The sequence below is a fragment of the Pseudomonas sp. CH61 genome (assembly GCF_059429415.1).
In genome coordinates this window covers 2,777,446-2,797,520 of sequence record NZ_CM182098.1, presented here as the reverse complement: position 1 = coordinate 2,797,520, position 20,075 = coordinate 2,777,446, and the positions used below count along the sequence as shown (strand labels likewise).

The 20,075-nt window shown below is 60.4% G+C and carries 19 protein-coding genes; 5 read left to right on the top strand and 14 right to left on the bottom strand.

What is annotated here, in order from left to right; all coding sequences use genetic code 11:
• Positions 1–40: 40 nt before the first annotated feature.
• The 5 genes from AC5SEM_RS12495 to AC5SEM_RS12475 all read right to left on the bottom strand — a co-directional run bounded on the left by AC5SEM_RS12495 (position 41) and on the right by AC5SEM_RS12475 (position 6,059).
• Complete coding sequence (locus AC5SEM_RS12495; RefSeq protein WP_123595962.1) at positions 41–2,218, bottom strand: TonB-dependent siderophore receptor; 2,178 nt, start codon at positions 2,216–2,218, stop codon at positions 41–43.
• A gap of 266 nt (positions 2,219–2,484) precedes the next feature.
• Entirely contained in the window at positions 2,485–3,324 is an 840-nt protein-coding gene (yghU, locus tag AC5SEM_RS12490) for a glutathione-dependent disulfide-bond oxidoreductase (RefSeq protein WP_212621823.1), read from the bottom strand.
• A 255-nt stretch (positions 3,325–3,579) separates the two neighbouring features.
• Complete coding sequence (locus AC5SEM_RS12485; protein WP_077572624.1) at positions 3,580–3,990, bottom strand: GFA family protein; 411 nt, start codon at positions 3,988–3,990, stop codon at positions 3,580–3,582.
• A 2-nt stretch (positions 3,991–3,992) separates the two neighbouring features.
• Positions 3,993–5,069: an alpha/beta hydrolase family protein gene (locus AC5SEM_RS12480; protein ID WP_123595956.1), complete on the bottom strand. Its 1,077-nt coding sequence runs from the start codon at positions 5,067–5,069 to the stop codon at positions 3,993–3,995.
• 78 nt (positions 5,070–5,147) lie between these two features.
• Entirely contained in the window at positions 5,148–6,059 is a 912-nt protein-coding gene (locus tag AC5SEM_RS12475; protein WP_123595954.1) for a LysR family transcriptional regulator, read from the bottom strand.
• Between the two features lie 123 nt (positions 6,060–6,182).
• Between AC5SEM_RS12475 and AC5SEM_RS12470 the strand changes: the two genes are divergently transcribed.
• The gene (locus AC5SEM_RS12470) at positions 6,183–6,458 is read left to right on the top strand and encodes a DUF2798 domain-containing protein (protein WP_077572627.1); all 276 of its coding nucleotides are present in this window, start codon (positions 6,183–6,185) and stop codon (positions 6,456–6,458) included.
• A gap of 136 nt (positions 6,459–6,594) precedes the next feature.
• Here the strand turns inward: AC5SEM_RS12470 and AC5SEM_RS12465 are convergent, their stop codons facing one another.
• A complete protein-coding gene (locus tag AC5SEM_RS12465; RefSeq protein WP_331691194.1) occupies positions 6,595–7,365 on the bottom strand; it encodes an APH(3')-II family aminoglycoside O-phosphotransferase in 771 nt (256 codons plus the stop codon).
• A 184-nt stretch (positions 7,366–7,549) separates the two neighbouring features.
• Here AC5SEM_RS12465 and AC5SEM_RS12460 point away from each other — a divergent pair, with 184 nt between their 5' ends.
• Both AC5SEM_RS12460 and AC5SEM_RS12455 read left to right on the top strand, forming a co-directional pair.
• Positions 7,550–9,337, top strand: a complete 1,788-nt coding sequence (locus AC5SEM_RS12460; RefSeq protein WP_495473155.1) for a thiamine pyrophosphate-requiring protein — start codon at positions 7,550–7,552, stop codon at positions 9,335–9,337.
• A gap of 121 nt (positions 9,338–9,458) precedes the next feature.
• Positions 9,459–10,208: a DUF72 domain-containing protein gene (locus AC5SEM_RS12455; protein WP_495473154.1), complete on the top strand. Its 750-nt coding sequence runs from the start codon at positions 9,459–9,461 to the stop codon at positions 10,206–10,208.
• A 516-nt stretch (positions 10,209–10,724) separates the two neighbouring features.
• Here AC5SEM_RS12455 and AC5SEM_RS12450 read toward each other — a convergent pair.
• The 8 genes from AC5SEM_RS12450 to AC5SEM_RS12415 all read right to left on the bottom strand — a co-directional run bounded on the left by AC5SEM_RS12450 (position 10,725) and on the right by AC5SEM_RS12415 (position 17,496).
• A complete protein-coding gene (locus tag AC5SEM_RS12450) occupies positions 10,725–10,940 on the bottom strand; it encodes a hypothetical protein (protein WP_116032551.1) in 216 nt (71 codons plus the stop codon).
• Positions 10,941–11,058: 118 nt separating this feature from the next.
• Positions 11,059–12,738, bottom strand: a complete 1,680-nt coding sequence (locus AC5SEM_RS12445; protein ID WP_495473153.1) for an MFS transporter — start codon at positions 12,736–12,738, stop codon at positions 11,059–11,061.
• A gap of 188 nt (positions 12,739–12,926) precedes the next feature.
• Complete coding sequence (gene phnE / locus AC5SEM_RS12440; protein WP_495473152.1) at positions 12,927–13,694, bottom strand: phosphonate ABC transporter, permease protein PhnE; 768 nt, start codon at positions 13,692–13,694, stop codon at positions 12,927–12,929.
• A complete protein-coding gene (locus tag AC5SEM_RS12435; protein ID WP_495473151.1) occupies positions 13,691–14,515 on the bottom strand; it encodes a PhnE/PtxC family ABC transporter permease in 825 nt (274 codons plus the stop codon). Before AC5SEM_RS12435 ends, phnE begins: the two co-directional genes overlap by 4 nt.
• Complete coding sequence (locus AC5SEM_RS12430) at positions 14,509–15,306, bottom strand: phosphonate ABC transporter ATP-binding protein (RefSeq protein ID WP_495473150.1); 798 nt, start codon at positions 15,304–15,306, stop codon at positions 14,509–14,511. Before AC5SEM_RS12430 ends, AC5SEM_RS12435 begins: the two co-directional genes overlap by 7 nt.
• Positions 15,303–16,166 (bottom strand): putative selenate ABC transporter substrate-binding protein, encoded by an 864-nt coding sequence (locus AC5SEM_RS12425; RefSeq protein ID WP_368967614.1) that lies wholly within the window; start codon positions 16,164–16,166, stop codon positions 15,303–15,305. The genes AC5SEM_RS12430 and AC5SEM_RS12425 overlap by 4 nt, the downstream gene beginning before the upstream one ends.
• Before the next feature lie 128 nt (positions 16,167–16,294).
• The gene (locus AC5SEM_RS12420) at positions 16,295–17,014 is read right to left on the bottom strand and encodes an SDR family NAD(P)-dependent oxidoreductase (protein WP_495473149.1); all 720 of its coding nucleotides are present in this window, start codon (positions 17,012–17,014) and stop codon (positions 16,295–16,297) included.
• Positions 17,015–17,103: 89 nt separating this feature from the next.
• Positions 17,104–17,496, bottom strand: a complete 393-nt coding sequence (locus tag AC5SEM_RS12415; protein ID WP_495473148.1) for a RidA family protein — start codon at positions 17,494–17,496, stop codon at positions 17,104–17,106.
• 113 nt (positions 17,497–17,609) lie between these two features.
• On the opposite strand from AC5SEM_RS12415, the gene AC5SEM_RS12410 reads away from it, so the two are divergent.
• Positions 17,610–18,554 carry a LysR family transcriptional regulator gene (locus AC5SEM_RS12410; protein WP_495473147.1) on the top strand — a complete coding sequence of 315 codons (945 nt, stop codon included), beginning with the start codon at positions 17,610–17,612 and terminating at the stop codon, positions 18,552–18,554.
• Between the two features lie 46 nt (positions 18,555–18,600).
• Complete coding sequence (locus tag AC5SEM_RS12405) at positions 18,601–19,626, top strand: GlxA family transcriptional regulator (RefSeq protein ID WP_137216858.1); 1,026 nt, start codon at positions 18,601–18,603, stop codon at positions 19,624–19,626.
• Positions 19,627–20,075 lie beyond the last annotated feature (449 nt).

Here is a 20,075-nt window from a genome sequence, read left to right as displayed (position 1 = left end):
CCGGGCGCCCTTTTTTATCGCAGGTTCGAACGTCAACGACTCAGAACTTGTATTTGGCGGTCAGCATGTAACTGCGCGGGTTGCCGTAGTTGTCGTTGGAACCCCAGGTAACATCGGAGCCGATGGCGGAGTAATAGACGCGGTCAAAGATATTGTTCGCGTTGACTTGCAGATCCAGGTGTTTGTTGACTTCGTACCCGGCCATCAGATCGGTGACGGCATAACCGCCCTGTTCTAGACGGTAGCTACCGTTATTGGCCAGGGTGATGTCGTTGTACATGCGACTCTGCCAGTAGACGTTGCCACCTACACGCAGGTGTTGCAGCGGGCCCTGGAAGCGGTACACGGTGGAGACCTTGAACAGATGCTCAGGCGTGTCGGTGTCGAAACGCTGATTGTTGTTGGCCGGGTTTTCATCCTTGATGTAGTGCGCGCGGGTGTAGGTATAGCCGGCGCCGACTTGCCAGTTGTCGGTCAGGGCGCCTTGCAGTTCCATGTCGACGCCTTGGCTACGCACCTTGCCCGATGACCCGTAGCAGGTCAGGACCGGGCAGCCGAACTGAGTGTCGGCCTGGGTGGCGCGGCCGGTCTGGTCCATCTGGAACACTGCCAGACTGGCGTTGAGGGCGCCGTTGAAGTACTCGCCCTTGATGCCCACCTCGTAGTTTTCGCCGACGATCGGTTCGAGCACCTTGCCGCCGAGGTCTTTCTGGGTTTGCGGGGTGAAGATGTCGGTGTAGCTGGCGTACACCGAGTGGTGGTCGTCGAGTTTGTAGATCAGACCGGCATAGCGGGTGAGATTACGGGTGACCTTGTAGTCGCCATCGCCAGAGCGATCATCGTTGTCATACCAGTCGAGACGGCCGCCGAGAATCAGTGTCAGCGGATCGGCCAGGCTCAGGCGGGTGGTCAGGTAAACGGCATCCTGAGTGGTGACGGTGCGGGTTTTGCCGTCACGCACGAAGTCAGGTTTTGGTGCGCCAATCGGCCAGGCCGTGGTGTACGGGTCGTATTCCTTGGTGGTCGCGTCATATACGCGGTTGCTGGCGCCGACGACCAGTTCGTGGCTGCGGCCAAACGCTTCGAACGGGCCACTGGCGAACACGTCGAGCGAGCGCTGCTTGTCGGTGTGATGGGATTGATAGGCGGTGGTTTCCAGTGGGCCGGCGTAGCGCGACAGGTAAGTCCCGGAGAACTCGCCGTCAAGGGTCGAGGACGAACCGGCGACATGTAGTTTCCAGTCGTTGTCGAAACGATGCTCGACTTCACCGAACACCGTGTCGATTTGCAGCTTGCGGTTTTCCCAGTCGGTGCCCGGGTAGGTGGAGCGGGGCAGATCGAGGTGGTGGCCGTTGGTGCCGATCGGCAGGCCGCCCCAGAAATAGTTGGTTTGCTCATTCTGCCGCGAGAAACCCAGGGTCGCGGTGGTGCTGTCGCTCAGGTCGGCTTCACCGATGGCGTAGAACAAGCCATGGTCGTTTTCTTCCTTGTCGCGGAAGCTGTCAGCCCCTTGATAGGAGCTGACCACGCGGCCACGCAAGGTGCCGCTTTCGTTCAAAGGGCTGGAGGCGTCGATTTCGCCACGGTAGTCATCCCAACTGCCGGCGGCGCCGGTGAGGGTGACGCGCTGGTCGGCAGTCGGGCGTTTGCGCACCAGGTTGATCGCCGCCGAAGGGTTGCCGGCACCGGTGACCAGACCGGTCGCACCACGGACGATTTCGACGCGGTCGAACATCGCCAGGTTCGGTTGCACTGCCATCGAGAACGGCGAGTATGAACTCGGCAGGCCGTCGTACATGATGGTGTCGATGTCGAAACCGCGCGAGCTGTACGTCTGCCGACCCGGGCCGCTGGCCTGACTGAGGAACAACCCCGGCGTGCCTTTCACCACGTCGTTGATGCTGGTCATGTTCTGGTCGTCCATGCGCTGGCGAGTGATCACCGTCACCGCCTGAGGCGTTTCGCGCATGGTCAGCGACAGCTTGGTCGCCGTCCGCATCGGGCCAGTGGTGTAGGACTGGGTGTCTTCGGTGGTGCTGCTCATCTGGGTGGCGCCGATTTCTGTCGCATCCAGTTCCAGTGTGGCCGGCGCGGTTTTTTCAGGCGTGGCGGGCGTTGTCTCGTCGGCCAGTGCCGGTGTGATGCTGGCCATGCAGATGGCGAGCGCCAACAGGTTAGGTGAACGGTTTGAGCGGCGGTAAATGGTGCGAAACGACATCAATCTGCTTCCCCAAATGATACGAAAACGAATCCAGTGCGAGTGCGTGTAGGAATTATTCGCATTAGTGTGTCAGATCATTCCGGGTGAAGAAAGCCGTACGGCTCAGTTAGTTAACGAATTTTTCACAATTGCCTGGGCGCTCTGCGTCGCGGGTTGGCGCAGGGTTCTGGTTTTTTGGGGGAGGAGAGAGGGGCGAATCGAGGCATGGCGGGCCGATCACAGAAGCGTGTGATCGGCTCGCTGATGAGGGTAATTAGGGCGTGTTATTTCAGATCTTCGGCCTGGTGCCGCTCGGGCACTTGAGTCGCTTCATCGCCCCATGTGCGATTGACGCGCTGCCCACGGATGACCGCCGGCCGCTTGGAAATGTCCTCTGCCCAGCGCTGCACATGCGTGTATTCATGAGCCGCAAGAAACTCGGCCGCCGAATAAACATTGTTGCGCACCAGTTGCCCGTACCACGGCCAGACCGCGATGTCGGCGATGGTGTAGCTGTCGCCGGCTAGATAGGCGCTTTCGGCCAAACGCCGATCCAGCACGTCCAGTTGCCGCTTGGCTTCCATGGTGAAGCGGTTGATCGGGTATTCCATTTTCTCCGGCGCATAGGCGTAGAAATGTCCGAAACCGCCGCCCAGGTACGGCGCCGAGCCCATCTGCCAGAACAGCCAGTTCAACGTTTCGGTGCGGCCGGCCGGGTCTTTCGGCAGGAAGGCGCCGAACTTCTCGGCCAGATACAGCAGGATCGAGCCGGATTCGAACACGCGGATCGGCGGCTCGACGCTGCGATCCAGCAGCGCGGGGATTTTCGAGTTCGGGTTGATCTCGACAAACCCGCTGGAGAACTGATCGCCCTCGCCAATGCGGATCAGCCAGGCATCGTACTCGGCAGCGCTGTGCCCCAGCGCCAGCAGCTCTTCCAGCAGAATCGTCACTTTGACGCCGTTGGGCGTGGCCAGCGAGTACAGCTGCAATGGATGCTTGCCGACTGGCAGGGTCTTGTCATGGGTGGGGCCGGCAATCGGCCGATTGATACTGGCGAACTGGCCACCGGACGGGGCTTCGTTTTTCCAGACCTGGGGTGGAACGTACGGCGCTTTGCTCATTTAAGGGGCCTCATCTTGGCAAGTGGAAAAAATACCTCGCTGATCATAGACAGGACATCACAGAACCCGCTTTGTATTCCACAGCCCGATGAGTCGAAGGTGTTTTTTGCAATCCCTCCGTTGACGTTCAATGCCGTTCATCGCGTACGCCACCGGCCCAGGCTGTGCGCAGCTGCCTTGATAGACGAACGCGTACAAACGCAACGGCAGCGAGGCGCTGTTGGGCGTTCAGTACCGGTTGGCACACGATCAGCCTCAGCGCTGCGGCCATTGATCCTTGATTTCAAACCAAGGCGCCTTCGACGTGACCTCCACATGCTGCTGTTTTTCGGTGGTGAACGACGTGTCGAGCGTGCCCAGTGCGACCGAGATCCAGCCGTTGAACTCCCCTTGATTGCTTGCCCAGAACAGCGACGAGCCACAGTGCGTGCAGAACTGGCGTTGTACCGATTGCGAAGATTGATACGACTTCAGATGGTCGGCACCCTCCAACAATTCCAGGTTCTGGCGCTGCACGCTGCCATAGCTGGCAAATGCCGCACCATGGCTTTTGCGGCATTGGCTGCAATGACAGTGCGAGAGCGCCTTGGGCCGTGAGCGGATCTGGTATTTCACGGCGCCGCACAGGCAACTGCCCCGGAAGGTCTGAGGGGAGGGCGTGAGCATTGTTATTGCGGATCCTTGTAGGTGATGGCTTGTTTCAAGGGGGCAGGTGACTGCGCCAGAAACCCGCTGATCAGGGAGATCACCTGCTGCTGAATCACTGCACGTGGACGACCGCCGTCGCCATCGGTGCAGATAATGCTGTCGCCCGGTACGTCTTTGTCGAGCATGGCCACGGCGCCAGGTTTGCAGATCGCCATGAACGTGAAGTGACTGGCATCGCTGATTTCGACGTACCGCGACGAGGTTTTCGGCAGGCGTTTGGCGAGGTCGACCGATTCCAGTTGCGCGGGCAGTTCTTTCGACGGTACGCCGGCAGCGATTACCAGAATCGGCACGGGATAGGTCGCCAGGCTTGCATCGGTCATCCCGCGCGACAGGCCCAGATCCAGAGAAACCACGGCGGTGACGCGTTTGTCACGCCAGTCGGCGGCCAATTGAGCTTTCGCTTGCGCGGTGCTTGCAGTGTTCATTTGTTGGTAGGCGGTGCAACTGGCCAGTTGCGTGTGGACCTTGCAGTCTTTGGCAAAACGTTCGGGGTCGAAGCGCGCGCCGCCGGCTTCGAGCACGGTCCAGCCGCCGAGTGAATGGCCGACAATGGCAATTCGATCCTTGGTCACCGCGCCGAATTTTTCCGGTTGCGCCGTCACAGCATCAATGGCCCGGCTGAGGTCGACCGGGCGTTGCCACAGTTGTGCCGCCGCTTGTGGGCTGCGATCGCGACTGGTGGTGCCGGGATGGTTGACTGCAGCGACGATGTAACCCTGATGCGCCAGCGCACTGGCCAGCCAGGTCTGGTTGATCCAGCTTCCGCCATAGCCGTGGGAAAGCACCACCAACGGATGCGCGCCGCTGGCGGCCGGGGCGTCGAGCACGGCAGGGGCGCCGACGAAGACCGGGTTGTCGCCGAACAATTGTGGCGTCGCGTCGGTGGTCGCGCTCGGGTACCAGACGACCATTTCCAGCGGGCGCTCGTTGCGCGGATCGGCCAGCGTGGCGTACTGGAAACCGACGGGTTGGGTGTCAGCGAATACGTGGCTGCTCAAGCAGATCAGTAGTAGAGCGCCGAGAGACTTTTTCATTGTTGTTATCTTCCGTGATGGGCCGTTTGGGCGAGATGGACTTTGCCCGAATTCTCGCGCTTCAGCGAGCCCTGCGTCTTAAACATTTTCCAGCGGCCATCGCGTGGCCAGATGCGCGCTCAGGTAATCGAGAAAGGCTTTGACCTTCGGCGTCATCGCCGCACGTTCCTGCACGCAGGCGTAGATGTCCATCGGCTCGACAACGCTGTGTTCAAACAGCGGCACCAACTGCCCGCTCGCCAGATAAGGTGCCGCAACAAACTCCGCCAGTCGCGTGACCCCGGCACCGTGAACCGCCATTTGCGCCAGGGCATCGATGTCATCACTGATGGCGGTGGCATTGATAGGGGCGTCGAAACGCTCGCCGTCGCGAGTAAACGTCCAGCGCAGAAAACGTCCGTCCAGGGGATAACGAAAAGCCAGGCAGGCATGGTTTTGCAAATCATCCGGCGATTGCGGCCACCCGGCGCGCTGAAGATAAGCCGGCGCGGCGCACATGATGAAGGGCAGCGAAACGATCTTGCGCGCGACGATGCCGTCCTCCAGTTGCGGCGTGATCCGCAGGCTCAGATCGATGCCGTCCTGGATGTGATTGATCTTGCCATTGCTGGTCGACAGTTCGATCAGCAGGCGCGGGTGCAGGGCGGCGAAACCGGCGATCAGCGCGGCCAGCACATGGCGGCCGAACGCGGAGGTCGAGGCGATGCTCAGTCGGCCCTGCAACTCGCTGTCATCGCTGCTGATCGAGCTTTGCGCGGCTTCCAGATCTGCCGCAATTCGGCGGACTTTTTCGTAATACACCGCGCCGTTTTCGGTGAGCGCCATGCTGCGCGTGGTGCGTTGCAACAACCGCACGCCGAGGTGCGCTTCCAGCCGATTGATCGTCTGGCTCACCGCCGCCGCACTGACGCCCAGAATCTTCGCGGCGCCGACAATCGAGCCCGATTCCACCACTTTGATAAAACTGGCAATCGCCGCTAACAGGTTCATTCATGTCCCGCTGAGGGTTGATTCGTAAGTTCTGCTTTATAAAGTACCTGCGGTTGATCGTCTAGTTACGGGGGGGCGGCCTTGCTAACGTGCGGTCTCCCTGTCACTGGATGGAAAAGTCATATGAATCAAAGAACCAACGCCGAAGCCTTGATCATCAGCCGCCGCAAGCTGTCGCCGCGTGCCACGCCGTATGTGTTTGCACTGTACATGGCGACGATCATGGCGTTTCTGATGTCGCTGGTGATCACCGCCGCCAATTCCGGCATTGATAACGACTACCTGAGTAATGCCTTGCATGCCTACAAGCTGGCGATGCCCGCGGCGTTCATGTGCATCCTGGTCGTGCGGCCGATCGTGATCAAACTGGTGGCGTGGACGGTGCATCCGCATTGTTGAAAGGCCCCGTCTCGGCAGTGACTGTTCTGACGACTTCGCGAGCAGGCTCGCTCCCACATTTAGACCGCGATCCCCTGTGGGAGCGAGCCTGCTCGCGAATGGCCTCAGCGCCGATCGACAGGTCTTGTGGGGTGCCTCAGAAAAACTCGTCGAGCAGCTGATAAAAGGCGATCCGCTGTAGATCCGGCTCCACGCCATACACCTCGAAAAACAACGGCAGCCACTGCTCGCCAAGGTTGTCCGTGATGCTGTGCGCGGCTAGCGCCAAATCCTGATAACGATCAGCGACGCCGAGTCGCCCGCAGTCGACAAACCCACTGAAGCGGCCCTCGTCGGCGAGCAGATTGGGCAGGCACGCATCGCCATGAGTCACCACCAGATCTTCCTGCGTCGGACGTGTGGCGAGCAACTGCTGGAACACGGTTTCGGCGGATTGTCCCAGGCGCGAATCATCGAAGTCTTCTTCGTCGATCAGCCCGGCGAGCAGGTGTTCACGGGCCCGTGTGATCTTCTGCTCCAGACTGTGATCGAACGGACAACTGTCGATCGCCACCGCGTGCAGTGTGCGCAGTGCCTGCGCCGCGAGCGCGACGATCTGCTCCGGCGAAAGGTGCTCGCTGCTGGCAAGATCCCGGCCCGGCACGGCGGTCATCAACAGCCAGTTGTGTTGCGCTTGCGTGGTGGTGTCGAGCACACGCGGCGCCGGTAAATCCTGCGTCGCCAGCCAGCGTAAGCGCTGCACTTCACCGGGCAACTCGCCCCAGGTCATCACTTGTTCGGTTTTGACGAACTGCGGCGCCGCCCCGGCAGGTGTAATCCGCCATACATCGGCGCGCGACTCGCCAATGGTCTGCTGTTCAATGGCCGCACCGGCAAATTGGCTGCGCCATGCTGCGGGGAAATCCATGTCTTTTGTCCTTGCGATTATCGAAGCGCGCATTGTGCCGTTCTGGCGGTTTGGTGCGCAAACACGGATCGGTTCAGGAAATCCATCGAAACTTCGCCAACAACCCAACTGTCCAGACCCTTACACGTCCCGGCGGATGTTCTGTCGGGACAGCTCCATGCAGCGGAGAAAGACGAGGATCGAGATGACGATGACAGTGGGAGACTTTCTGGTTGAGCGGCTCAGCGAATGGGGCGTTACGCGGATTTTTGGTTACCCGGGTGACGGCATCAACGGCGTGTTCGGCGCGCTCAGTCGGGCCAAGGGAAAAATCGAATTCATCCAGGCACGGCATGAAGAAATGGCCGCGTTCATGGCCTCGGCGCATGCCAAGTTCACGGGGGAATTGGGGGTGTGCATCGCCACCTCCGGGCCAGGCGCCTCGCACCTGATCACCGGCCTTTACGATGCACGCCTGGATCACATGCCGGTGTTGGCCATCGTCGGTCAGCAAGCACGCACCGCGCTCGGCAGTCACTATCAACAAGAGCTTGATCTGGTGTCGATGTTCAAAGACGTCGCCGGGGCATTTGTGCAGCAGGCGTCGGCGCCTTCGCAGGTGCGGCACCTGCTCGATCGAGCCGTGCGCACGGCAGTGGGTGAGCGTCGGGTGACCGCGCTGATTCTGCCCAACGATTTGCAGGAGCTGAAATACGAAGCGCCGGCTCGCGAACATGGCACGGCGCATTCCGGGGTCGGTTACACGAAACCCAAAGTGTTGCCTTATGACGTGGATCTGCAGCGAGCCGCCGAGGTTTTGAACGCGGGCGAAAAGGTCGCGATTCTGGTTGGCGCCGGGGCATTGCAGGCGACGGATCAAGTCATCGCTGTGGCGGAAAAACTCGGCGCCGGCGTCGCCAAGGCGCTGTTGGGCAAAGCCGTGCTGCCTGATGATCTGCCTTGGGTTACCGGCAGCATCGGCCTGCTCGGCACCGAACCGAGCTACAAACTGATGAACGAATGCGACACCTTGCTGATGATTGGTTCAGGCTTTCCCTACGCTGAGTTTCTGCCCAAGGAAGGCCAGGCGCGCGGTGTGCAGATCGATTTGCAACCCGACATGCTCAGCCTGCGCTATCCGATGGAGGTCAATCTGGTCGGCGATTCTGCGGAAACCCTCGCCGCGTTGTTGCCGCTACTTGAACAGAAAACCTCAAACAAGTGGCGCAAGAAAGTCGAGGGCTGGCGCGGTAGCTGGGAGAAAACTCTGGAAAAACGCGCGATGGCCAAGGCTGACCCGGTCAACCCGCAAAGGGTGGTGTATGAGTTGTCGCCGCGCTTGCCCGATGAGGCAATCATCACCAGCGACTCCGGCTCCTGCGCCAACTGGTTTGCCCGCGATCTGAAAATCCGCCGTGGCATGCAGTGCTCGCTGTCCGGTGGCCTCGCGTCCATGGGCGCCGCTGTGCCTTACGCGATTGCCGCCAAGTTCGCCTACCCGGAACGTGCAGTGATCGCGCTGGTGGGCGACGGTGCGATGCAGATGAACAACATGGCCGAGCTGATCACCGTCGCCAAGTACTGGCGGCAATGGGCGAGCCCGAAATGGATCTGTGCGGTGTTCAACAACGAGGACCTTAATCAGGTGACGTGGGAGCAGCGGGTGATGGAGGGCGATCCGAAGTTCGAAGCTTCGCAAAGTATCCCGGACGTGCCGTATCACTTGTTCGCCATTTCCATTGGCCTGAAAGGCATTTTTGTCGATCGCGAAGAAGACGTCGCTGCTGCCTGGGAAAAGGCACTGGCCTCGGAAGTACCGGTGGTGATCGAGTTCAAGACCGACCCGAACGTGCCGCCATTGCCGCCGCACATCAAACTTGAGCAGGCGAAGAAGTTCGCCACGACGTTGATCAAGGGCGATCCGGATGAGGCCGGGGTGATCATGCAAACCGCCAAGCAGGTGCTCGGCGCGGTGTTGCCCGGCAAAAAATGACCGGTTAATCGACAGACCACTGTGGAGCTGCCGAAGGCTGCGATCTTTTGATTTTGCTTTTCAAGATCAAGATCAAAAGATCGCAGCCTGCGGCAGCTCCTACCGGTCAGGAGGTATGTTTTTGATTTTCATTGGCTGTGCCGGCTGGAATCTTGGACGCGAACACTGGCCGGCATTTCCGGTGGAGGGCACGCACTTGCAGCGCTACGCCGGGCGCCTCAACGCCGTGGAAATCAACAGTTCGTTCTACCGCCCGCATCGTCGGCAAACCTATGAGCGCTGGGCCGATGGCGTATCGGAGGACTTTCGCTTTTCGGTGAAAATACCCAAACACATCACCCATGAATTGCGTCTGGCTAACTGCGAGTCAGCGCTGGACACATTTCTGGCTGAGTGCGGTGGGTTGGGCGATCGGCTGGGCTGCCTATTGGTGCAATTGCCGCCATCACTGGCGTTTGACGAAAACATCGCCGAAGCCTTTTTCACAACATTGCGCGAGCGGTTCTCCGGCCCCGTAGTGCTTGAGCCACGGCATGAGTCGTGGGTCAGCGCCGAGCGAATGTTGAAGGCTTGTCAGATCGCCCAAGCGGCCGTCGATCCCTCGCGCATCAGCAGTGATGCAGCGCCCAGTGGCTGGGCGGGAACCCGTTACTGGCGCCTGCACGGCTCACCGCGCATTTACCACAGCGCCTACGATTCCACTTATCTGCAAAACCTTGCACAAGCCCTGCAGTCAGCGGCCGCAGCAGGTGCCGCGAGCTGGTGCATTTTCGACAACACCGCCAGCGGCGCAGCGCTGGGCAACGCCTTGACGCTGGCGCAGATTCAGGCGGCCGTGAAACTCAACCTGGCGAAAAAGCCCTCACCCTAACCCTCTCCCAGGGGGAGAGGGGACTGACCGAGTTGTTTGTGCAAGTTACGCCGACTTGAAATACCGAGTTGAACGCAAGATTTGAAAAGCTAACAAATCGGCTCCCTTTCCCCCTCTCCCCGTGGGGAGAGGGAACTGACCGCGTTGCTCGCGCAATACGCCGACTTGAAAGACCGAGTTGAACGCAAGATCTGAAAAGCACACAAATCAGCTCCCTTTCCCACTTGCCCCGTGGGGAGAGGGAACTGACCGAGTCGTTTGTGCAAGTTACGCCGACTTGAAATACCGAGTTGAACGCAAGATTTGAAAAGCTAACAAATCGGCTCCCTTTACCCCTCTCCCCGTGGGGAGAGGGACCGCGTTGCTCGCGCAAGTTACGTCGACTTGAAATACCGAGTTGAATGCAAGATTTGAAAGGCGCACAAATCGGCTCCCTTTCCCCCTCGCCCCCTTGGGGGAGAGGGCTGGGGTTGAGGGGGTAGAGCCAGCAGACTGTTGCGATCGCCTGAAAAAACACTAATTACCATCGGCCACTTTGCGTTCGATTTCATCGATCTTGCGCTGCAGCGTCTCGGCGTCCTGTTCCTTCACTCGGGTGGACGAAGGCGTGATGACCTCATCCACGGCTTCGCTGTCATCGTCCCGGTCTGCAAGATCGCGCTCGACCACATTCACCGGTTTGCCGGACGTGTCGGTTGGCGGGGCGTTCGGGGTTTTATCGTTGCTGTTCATGTGGGTGACCTCCAGTGGTGTAAACATTGGAGGCAGGCAGTGCGGCAGGCGTTCGATATTTTTGCCGGGTTGTGCCGAATGGCGCCCTCCCGCGGTGGAGAGGGCGCGCTGACGGTTTTCAGTCTTTGAGAATGTCGCGATCCTTGGTTTCCGGCAGGAAGAACGTGCCCAGTATCGCCGTCATCACCGCGATCACGATCGGGTACCACAGCCCGTAGTAGATATCCCCGGTCGCGGCGACCATGGCAAACGCCACCGTCGGCAGGAAGCCGCCGAACCAACCGTTGCCGATGTGATAGGGCAGTGACATCGAGGTGTAGCGGATGCGGGTCGGGAACAGCTCAACCAGCCACGCCGCGATCGGGCCATAAACCATGGTCACGTAGATCACCAGCACGGTGAGCAGGAGCAACACCATCGGGTAGTTGGTTTTCGCCGGGTCGGCTTTCTCCGGATAACCGGCTTCCTTGAGCGCGGTGCCGAGTGTCGCGGTGAACGCATCGTTGCGGGTCTTGAAGTCGGCGGCCGGCAGGGCGCTGCCTTCGAAACTCTCGACGACTTTATCGCCAATGCGCACTTGTGCGACGGTGCCCGGTTCGGCGATCACGTTCTCATACGGGATCGCCCGTTTTGCCAGCAGGGTCTTCGCCAGGTCGCAGGAACTGGTGAATTTGGCTTTTCCCACCGGGTCGAACTGGAACGAACAGTGGTCCGGGTTGGCGATCACTTTGACCGGGTTCTTCTCTTGGGCGATGAACACGTCGGGATTACCGTACTGGGTCAGCGCATGAAAGATCGGGAAGTAGGTCAGCGCCGCCAGCATGCAACCGACCATGATGATCGGCTTGCGCCCGATGCGGTCGGAGAGGCTGCCGAAAATCACGAAGAACGGCGTGCCGATCAGCAGCGAACCGGCGATCAGCAGGTTGGCGGTTTGCGGGTCGATCTTCAGCGTCTGCAGCAGGAAGAACAGCGCATAGAACTGCCCGGTGTACCAGACCACCGCTTGCCCGGCCGTGCCGCCAAGCAACGACATGATCACCACTTTGAGGTTGTCCCAGCGCGCGAAGGATTCGGTCAGCGGCGCTTTCGACGCCTTGCCTTCGGCCTTCATTTTCTGGAACACCGGCGACTCGCTCAGTTGCAGGCGGATGTACACCGAGACGATCAGCAGCAGTATCGACAACAGAAACGGAATCCGCCAGCCCCACGCTTCGAAGGCTTCAGTGCCCAGCGCCGTGCGGCAGGCGAGGATCACCAACAGCGACAGAAACAGACCGAGGGTCGCGGTGGTTTGAATCCACGAGGTAAAGAACCCGCGTCTGTTGCGTGGCGCGTGCTCGGCCACGTAGGTCGCGGCGCCGCCATACTCGCCACCCAGCGCCAGACCTTGCAGCAGGCGCAGGGTAATAAGGATGACCGGCGCGGCGACGCCAATGGTCGCGTAGCCGGGCAAAATACCGACAATCGCTGTCGACACACCCATGATGACGATGGTGATAAGGAACGTGTGCTTGCGCCCGATCATGTCGCCGAGCCGGCCAAACACAATGGCACCGAACGGCCGCACGGCAAACCCGGCGGCGAAGGCGAGCAGGGCGAAGATAAACGCGGTGGTTTCGTTGACACCGGCGAAGAAGTGCTTGGCGATGATCGCCGCCAGTGAACCGTAGAGATAAAAGTCGTACCACTCGAAAACCGTGCCAAGGGACGAAGCGAAGATGACCTTGCGCTCTTCCTTGGTGATGCCGCCGCTGCGCGGTGGACTGCCGGTGGATGCTGTGTCGATTGTGGCCATGGGTGTTCTCCGTCGTGCTTATTGTTGTAGGCCGGAGTCCCCCGTTATTGCTCGTCTCACTCTGGCCTTGTGGCATATGCCGGAAGCGCTGTCGCGTGAAGCTTGCACAGTGTCGCCATCGCGCATTTGTGCAAGCTTTCCTGAAGCATAATCAGCTTCTGCCAGATATCCAGCCGCCGGCCCGCGCATCAGGCCTTGACCCAGCGCTGACGACTCCACGCACTCAGCCAGTCGACCACAAACACCAGCACCAGCATTGCCAGAATCACCGTACTCGCTTGCGCTTCCTGAAACAGGCTGAGGCTCACATAGAGCATCTGCCCAAGCCCGCCGGCACCGACAAAACCCAGCACGCTGGCCATGCGGATGTTGTTTTCCCAGCGGTACAGAATGTAGGCGAGCAGTTGCGGCGCAAGGTTCGGCAGCGTGCCGTAACAGAAGGCAAGGAGCGGATTGCCGCCCTGCAAACGAATGGCTTCGGCCGGTTGCGGCGGGGTGTTTTCCAAGGCTTCGGCGAACAATCGACCGAGCACGCCGGTGGTGTGCAGGGCAAGGGCGAGGGTGCCGGCGTTCGGGCCGAGGCCGGCGGCAAGCACCATCAGCGCCGCCCAGACCAGTTCCGGAATCGCCCGCAAGGCGTTGAGCAGCAAGCGTGAGGCACTTTGCAGCGGCCAGCCGAAACGCCCGGCGGCGGGCAGCGCGAGGACGATGCCGAACACGGCGGCGAGCAGAGTGCCGAGGGCCGACATGGCCAAGGTTTCCAGTGAGCCGTGGAAGATTGCCTTGAGGTAATCGGCGCTCAGGTCCGGGCTGAGAAAGCGCTGCACGTAAGCGCCCATCTGCCTGAGGCTGGTGGCGCTGCCGAGTTCGCCCAGATCCAGCCCCAGATAAACGAAGGAAGCGATCACCGCCAGCGCAATGCCGGCGATCAGCAGCATGTTGATCAAGCGATTCATGTCAGCCTCCAGCGCAGCAAGCGGCTGAGTTGATCGGCGGCCAACACCAGAACCAGGAAGCACAGCAGAATACTGGCGACTTCACCGCCGGCGAACATGCGGATCGACAGGTCGATCTGCTGACCCAGGCCCCCGGCGCCGACAAACCCCATCACCACTGATGCGCGGATCGCGCATTCCCAGCGATAGACCGTATACGACAGCAGTTCCGACGCGACATTGGGCAACGTGCCGTAGGCAAACGCCGCCAGCCGGCCGCTGCCAGCCTGTAACAACGCGTGCGCCGGGCGCTGGTCGGTGGATTCGAAAATCTCCGCGTAAACCTTGCCCAGCATGCCGCTGTAAGTAATGGCGATGGCCAGCACTCCTGCCGCCGGGCCAAGGCCAACAGCGCGGACAAACAACAGCGCCCAGACGATTTCCGGCACGCTGCGCAAAAAAATCAGCAAACCACGTACCGGCCAGCGCAGCAGACGCCCCAGTCGGCTGGGCACGCCACCGTGCGAGGCGGCGGACAGCGACAGCGCGCGACTGGCAAGCAGGCCGGCCGGTATCGCCAACAACAGCGCCAAGGCCATGCCGGCGGTGGCGATGGCCAGGGTTTGCAGGGTGGCTTTGAGCAGTAGCTGGAGAAACGCTTCGTCGTGCGCCGGAGGCCAGAATTGCGCGACGAAACGGCCCATTTCATTCTGGCTGTCGGGCAGCAACACGCCCAGATCCAGCTCACTGAGCTGAATGCCCGGCCACAGCAAGGCAATCGCCAGCAACGTCAGCAGCAGCCGTGGCCACGCCGCCGGATCGCGTGAATCAGCTTTCAGCATCGCGGAATCTGCACAGTCAGTGGCGCCACCACAGCGGTCGGCGATTGCAATTTTTCGTTGGCGTACAGCGCGTCGAGCATCGCGTGGCTGACGTGCTCGGAAGGGCTGTCGAACAGGATCTGGCCGTCGCGCAGACCGATGATCCGTGGGAAATGCGACAACGCCAGATCCACCGCGTGCAGGCTCGCCACCAGCGTGACGTTATGTTCGCGGGCATGGCGCGAGAGGATCGACAGCGTGTGCCCGGCCATCACCGGGTCCATCGCCGACACGGGTTCGTCGGCCAGCAGAATTGCCGGCGCCTGATACAACACGCGGGCAATGCCGACGCGCTGCAACTGGCCGCCGGACAATTGTTGGCAATGGGCGAAGAGTTTGTCGCCCAGATCCAGCCGCGCCAACGCTGCTCGCGCACCGGCCACATCCAGTGGATGCAGCAGATTCAAAAGGCTTTTACCCAGACTCCATTGGCCCAGCTTGCCGGCCAGTACGGCGGTGACAACGCGCTGACGCGGTGGCAATGGCGGCGCCTGATGCACCAGACCAATGCGCGCGCGCAGGCGCTGACGCTGGCGGGCGGACAAGTGCCAAGCACGTTCGCCGAGCACTTCGATGTCACCGCTGCTGGGCCGCAACGCGGTGGCCAGCAGGTTGAGCAAACTTGATTTCCCGGCCCCGGACGGGCCAATGATGGCGACCTGTTCACCAACGCCAATCTGCAAGTCGACACCGCGCAGGGCATCGACTCCATTGGCGTGGCGCAGGCTGCCCTGTTTGAGGCTCAGGATCATTTCAGCAGTTCGGCAGCGCGGGCGGCTTCCTCGATGCCCTTGTAGTTCTCGGGCTTGGTGTCGATGAAGCGGCTGGCGGCCTGCAGATCAAGAATTTTCTTCTGCTCAGGGTTGGCCGGGTCCAGATCAAGGAAGGCTTTTTTGATCTTCGCTGCCAGTGCCGGGTCGAGGGTGCCGCGCACGGTCCAGTTGTAATCGAAGTAGGTCGGCGTGGTGGCGAAGACTTTGACCTTGTTGGTGTCGACCTTGCCGGCATCCACCAGTTTCTGCCAGACACTGGCGTTCAGCACGCCGGCGTCGACCTTGCCGGCCTGCACCCAGGCCACGGTGGCGTCGTGGGCGCCGGAGTAGGCGACACGGCTGAAATACGCCTCAGGTTTGATGTTGTCGTTTTTCAGCATGAAGTAACGCGGCATCAGGCTGCCGGAGGTGGACGACACCGAACCGAAGGCGAAGGTTTTGCCTTTCAAGTCGGCGAGGCTATGCACATTCGGGTCAGCGGTGATGAATTTGCTGGTGAATTGCGCATCCTGTTCACGCTGCACCAGCGGGATCACCGGTGTGGTCGCGTCGGTCTTCAAGCGCGCCTGCACAAAGGTGAAGCCGCCGAGCCAGGCCATGTCGAGGCGATCGGTCGCCAGGGCTTCAACCACTGCCGGGTAATCGGCCACCGGCACGAACTGCACTTTCATGCCCAGTTGCTGTTCCAGATAGGCACCCAACGGTTCGAACTTGCGCAGCAATTCGGTCGGCGCTTCATCGGGAATCGCGCTGACCCGCAAAACGTCGGCGGCTTGCGTCATCAGGGCAGAAAAGGACAGGGCCAGGCCGGCGGTCAGTGCCAGGGTTCGCTTGAACATGGAAATCTCCGTTTCAGGGGTGTCAAAAGGTGTGAAGAGCTGAAATAGGGCGCTACGTGAGGGTAGACGAATCGGCGAGGTTATACGTACTCACACGCGCAAAGGCCAGCGCCATGGGGATAGCGCAGTCAAAATCGCTCGTCGAGAATTGCTGGGAGGGTGAGTTCCTTGACATAGCTGGCCGCAGACAGACTCAAGATCATACGCACCACCTGGACGACGTCGTGAACAGGAATCAGCTGACCCTCGCCACGCTGCGCCGCCAGATCTGGCGGGGTGCTCAGTGGATCCTCTGTATTCAGATACCCAAGGTTCAGGCAGGTCACTGCCAGACGCTGGTGTCGGTAGCCTTCGCGCAATGAATCGGCAATCCCGCGCAGAGCGAATTTCGAGGCACCGAAAGCGACTTCCGGGCGCCCGCTTTGTGGCAGGCCCGAGGTTGACCCGGTAAGGATGATTCTGGGTTGGGCGCTTTTCAGCAGCAGAGGGAGCAGACGTTTGATCAGCAGGATTGTTGAGGTGATGTTGCAACTGACGATGGCTTGCACTTCCTCGTCCGGGGAATCGAGAAGCGCATAGGCTGGATCGAAGGCCAAGGTTTCCCAGATGCCGAGGTTGTAAATCAATGTATCCAGACCGTCCTCGGCGACTGCCTGCTCAATGGTGTGCGCCGCTTTCGCCGGAAACATCAGGTCGGCCTCTACCCAGCGTACGTTGCGCTCGGCATCGACGATCAAGTCCTCGGGGCGCGTGCGGGACACACCAATCAGCGTGTCTCCCGCGCTCCCCAAACCATCAATCAAAGCCCTGCCCAAGCCCTTGCTGGCACCCACCACCAATATGTTCATCGATCCTCTCCCTGATCTGAATGCTGATGTGGGACAGCATGCAAACAGACGACCTCTGAAATGGCAAACGAATGGGTGTGTCCGGATATTTACGGCAACCTGGCGATCACCTTGATCTCGAAATCAAAACCATACAGCCAGGTCACGCCAATCGCGGTGGCAGTTGGGTGCGGTGCCTCGCCCCAGAATTCGGTCAGCACCAGATTCCAGATCGTTTCGAACTTCGACTGCGGATCAACGATGAACACGGTGACGTCGACCACGTCGTCGAACGTGCAACCGGCCTCATGGAGGATCGCATTGAGGTTGCTGAACGCCTGGCGCACCTGGGTTTGCAGGTCCGGCTCAGGCGTGCCGTCCTCGGTGCTGCCGACTTGTCCCGAGACAAACAGAAAGCCGTTGGAGCGCACCGCCGGCGAGTAACGATGGCGCTCGTAAAGTGCGCGGCGGGCAGGCGGGAAAACAACATCGCGCTGGGTCATGGGGTGTCTCCATCAGTGAGTTGATGGAGCCACTTTAGGTATTTGCAGGCGGGCTATAAACGCGCAAGCTTGGCGTTCACTGTTTGTGAAATCCAAACAATCGAGGGCGCACCTTGGACCGTTTTGACGCAATGCAGGCCTTTGCCCGGGTGGTCGAGGCGGGGAGCTTCACCAAAGCGGCGGAAACCCTGCACATGAGCAAGACCACCGTGACCCAACTCGTGCAACAACTGGAGGCACGGCTGCGGGTCAAGCTGCTCAACCGCACCACGCGCAAGGTCAACGTCACCGCCGATGGAGCGGTTTATTACGAGCGAGTGATCAAGTTGCTGGCGGATATGGACGATGCCGAAACCAGCCTGCCCGGCGCGGCGGCATTGCCTAAGGGCCGGCTGCGCGTGGACGTGCCGAGTCCGCTGGCACGGCTGATTCTGGTGCCGGCCCTGCCTGCGTTTCACGCGCGTTATCCGGATATCCAGATCGACATGGGCGTCAGCGACCGCATCGTCGACATCATCGATGAGAATGTCGATTGCGTGGTGCGTGGCGGTGAACTGATGGACCTGTCGCTGATGGCGCGCAAGGTCGCCGACCTTGAGTTGGGTGTGTTCGCCGCGCCGCAATACCTCGCGCGCGCGGGTACGCCGGTGCATCCACGGGAGCTGGAAAACAGCCACCATCGCGTGGTCGGTTTCCTCTGGGCGCGCACCGGAAAACCGGTGCCGTATGCCTTGCACAACGCCAGTGAAAACCTGCAAATCAAAGGGCGCCACGTGCTCGCCGTCGATGATGGTAATGCCTATCTCGCGGCAGGGCTGGCAGGCTTGGGTGTGCTGTGGCTGCCCAAATACATGTCTGCCGAACACGAGGCGCGCGGCGAACTGCTGCCACTGTTCGCGGACTGGCAACTCGAGCCGATGCCGCTCTATGTGGCTTATCCACCGAACCGGCATGTGAGTCTCAAACTGCGGGTGTTCATAGACTGGATTGTCGAGGTGATGGCGCAGCATGCACCGGTGATTGATCGGCTGGGGTTGCGATCAACGACAGGTGATTGACTCTGACGCGGATCAAGCCAACTATCGGCGCACAACAACATGACCGATGGACCCGAACTTGATCGAACGACGCCAATTCAGCGGAGGCATGAAGGGGAAAAACCTCCGCTATCTGAATGAGCAAAGCGCGGATGACACGCGCATCACCCGCACCGGTTTTCTGCTGCTCGAACACTTTTCACTGCCGGCGTTTACCCAAGCGCTGGATACCGTTGTCACCACCAACCTGCTGCGCCCGGGGCTGTTTTCGTCGCGCACGTTTGGCTTGGGCGACGGTGAAGTCATCAGTGACCTGGGGCTGGTTATTCGTCCTGATGCACGTCTGGATCTGGCTGCGCTTCAGCAACTGGATCTGCTGGTGGTGTGTGGCGGGTATCGCACCGAACTGCGCGCGAGTGATGAGTTCATCGGCTTGCTCAGATCGGCAGCGGAGCGCGGCATCTCGCTTGCCGGGTTATGGAACGGCTCGTGGTTTCTCGGCCGGGCCGGGCTGCTCGATGGCTACCGTTGCGCAATCCACCCGGAGCATCGCCCGGCGCTGACCGAAATCGCCAAGTCCACCCACGTTAGCAGTGAGCCCTACGTCATTGATCGCGACCGCCTGACGGCGTCGAGTCCGTCCGGCGCATTCCACATGGCGCTGGACTGGATCAAAGGCTTACACGGCAAGGCCTTGGTCGAAGGCATTGAAGACATCCTCGCGTTCGAAGAATCGCGCTACCGCCGGATCAAACCAGACGAGAACATCTGCGTCAGCGCGCCGCTGCGTGAAGTGGTGAAGCTGATGGACGCCAATCTGGAAGAGCCGCTGGAGCTGGAGCAACTGGCGGTGTACGCCGGCCGATCCCGTCGGCAACTTGAGCGTCTGTTCAAGGAACAACTGGGCACCACGCCGCAGCGCTATTACCTGGAACTGCGCATCACCGAAGCGCGACGGTTATTGCAGCACACTGAGCTGTCACAAGTGGAAGTGCTGGTCGCTTGCGGCTTCGTCTCGCCGAGCCATTTCAGCAAATGCTACAGCTCATATTTCGGCTATCGCCCATCAAAAGAAAAACGCCTGGTCAAATAACCCAAGCCGTCACCCACCTGAGTTCACCTCGGTATCCCACGTCGGCGTACCTCGCCCAAACACCCCGGTCAGTTCCCTCTCCCTTTGGGAGAGGGCTAGGGTGAGGGAATTTGCAGGTGGCACCAACCGCTTCCTCACCAGAGTTCACCTCGGTATCCCATGTCGGCGTACCTCCCCCAAACACCCCGGTCAGTCCCCTCTCCCTCGGGGAGAGGGCTAGGGTGAGGGGCTTTTAAACGCCATCACCCACACACGTTTAACTTACACGCACTGTTACGCCATAACGGCTACAACACCTTGCGCCGTTGCCTACGCGTACGCCAGAATCCGCCGGCTTACGCGCCTTGAGGCGGGCTGTATCGTTTCCCTGTCACTGCAAAACAGTGATCGGGTTTGGTAGCCCGTCTTCTAAGCGTAATGCGCCGCTATATGCAGTCTCTTTTCGGGGC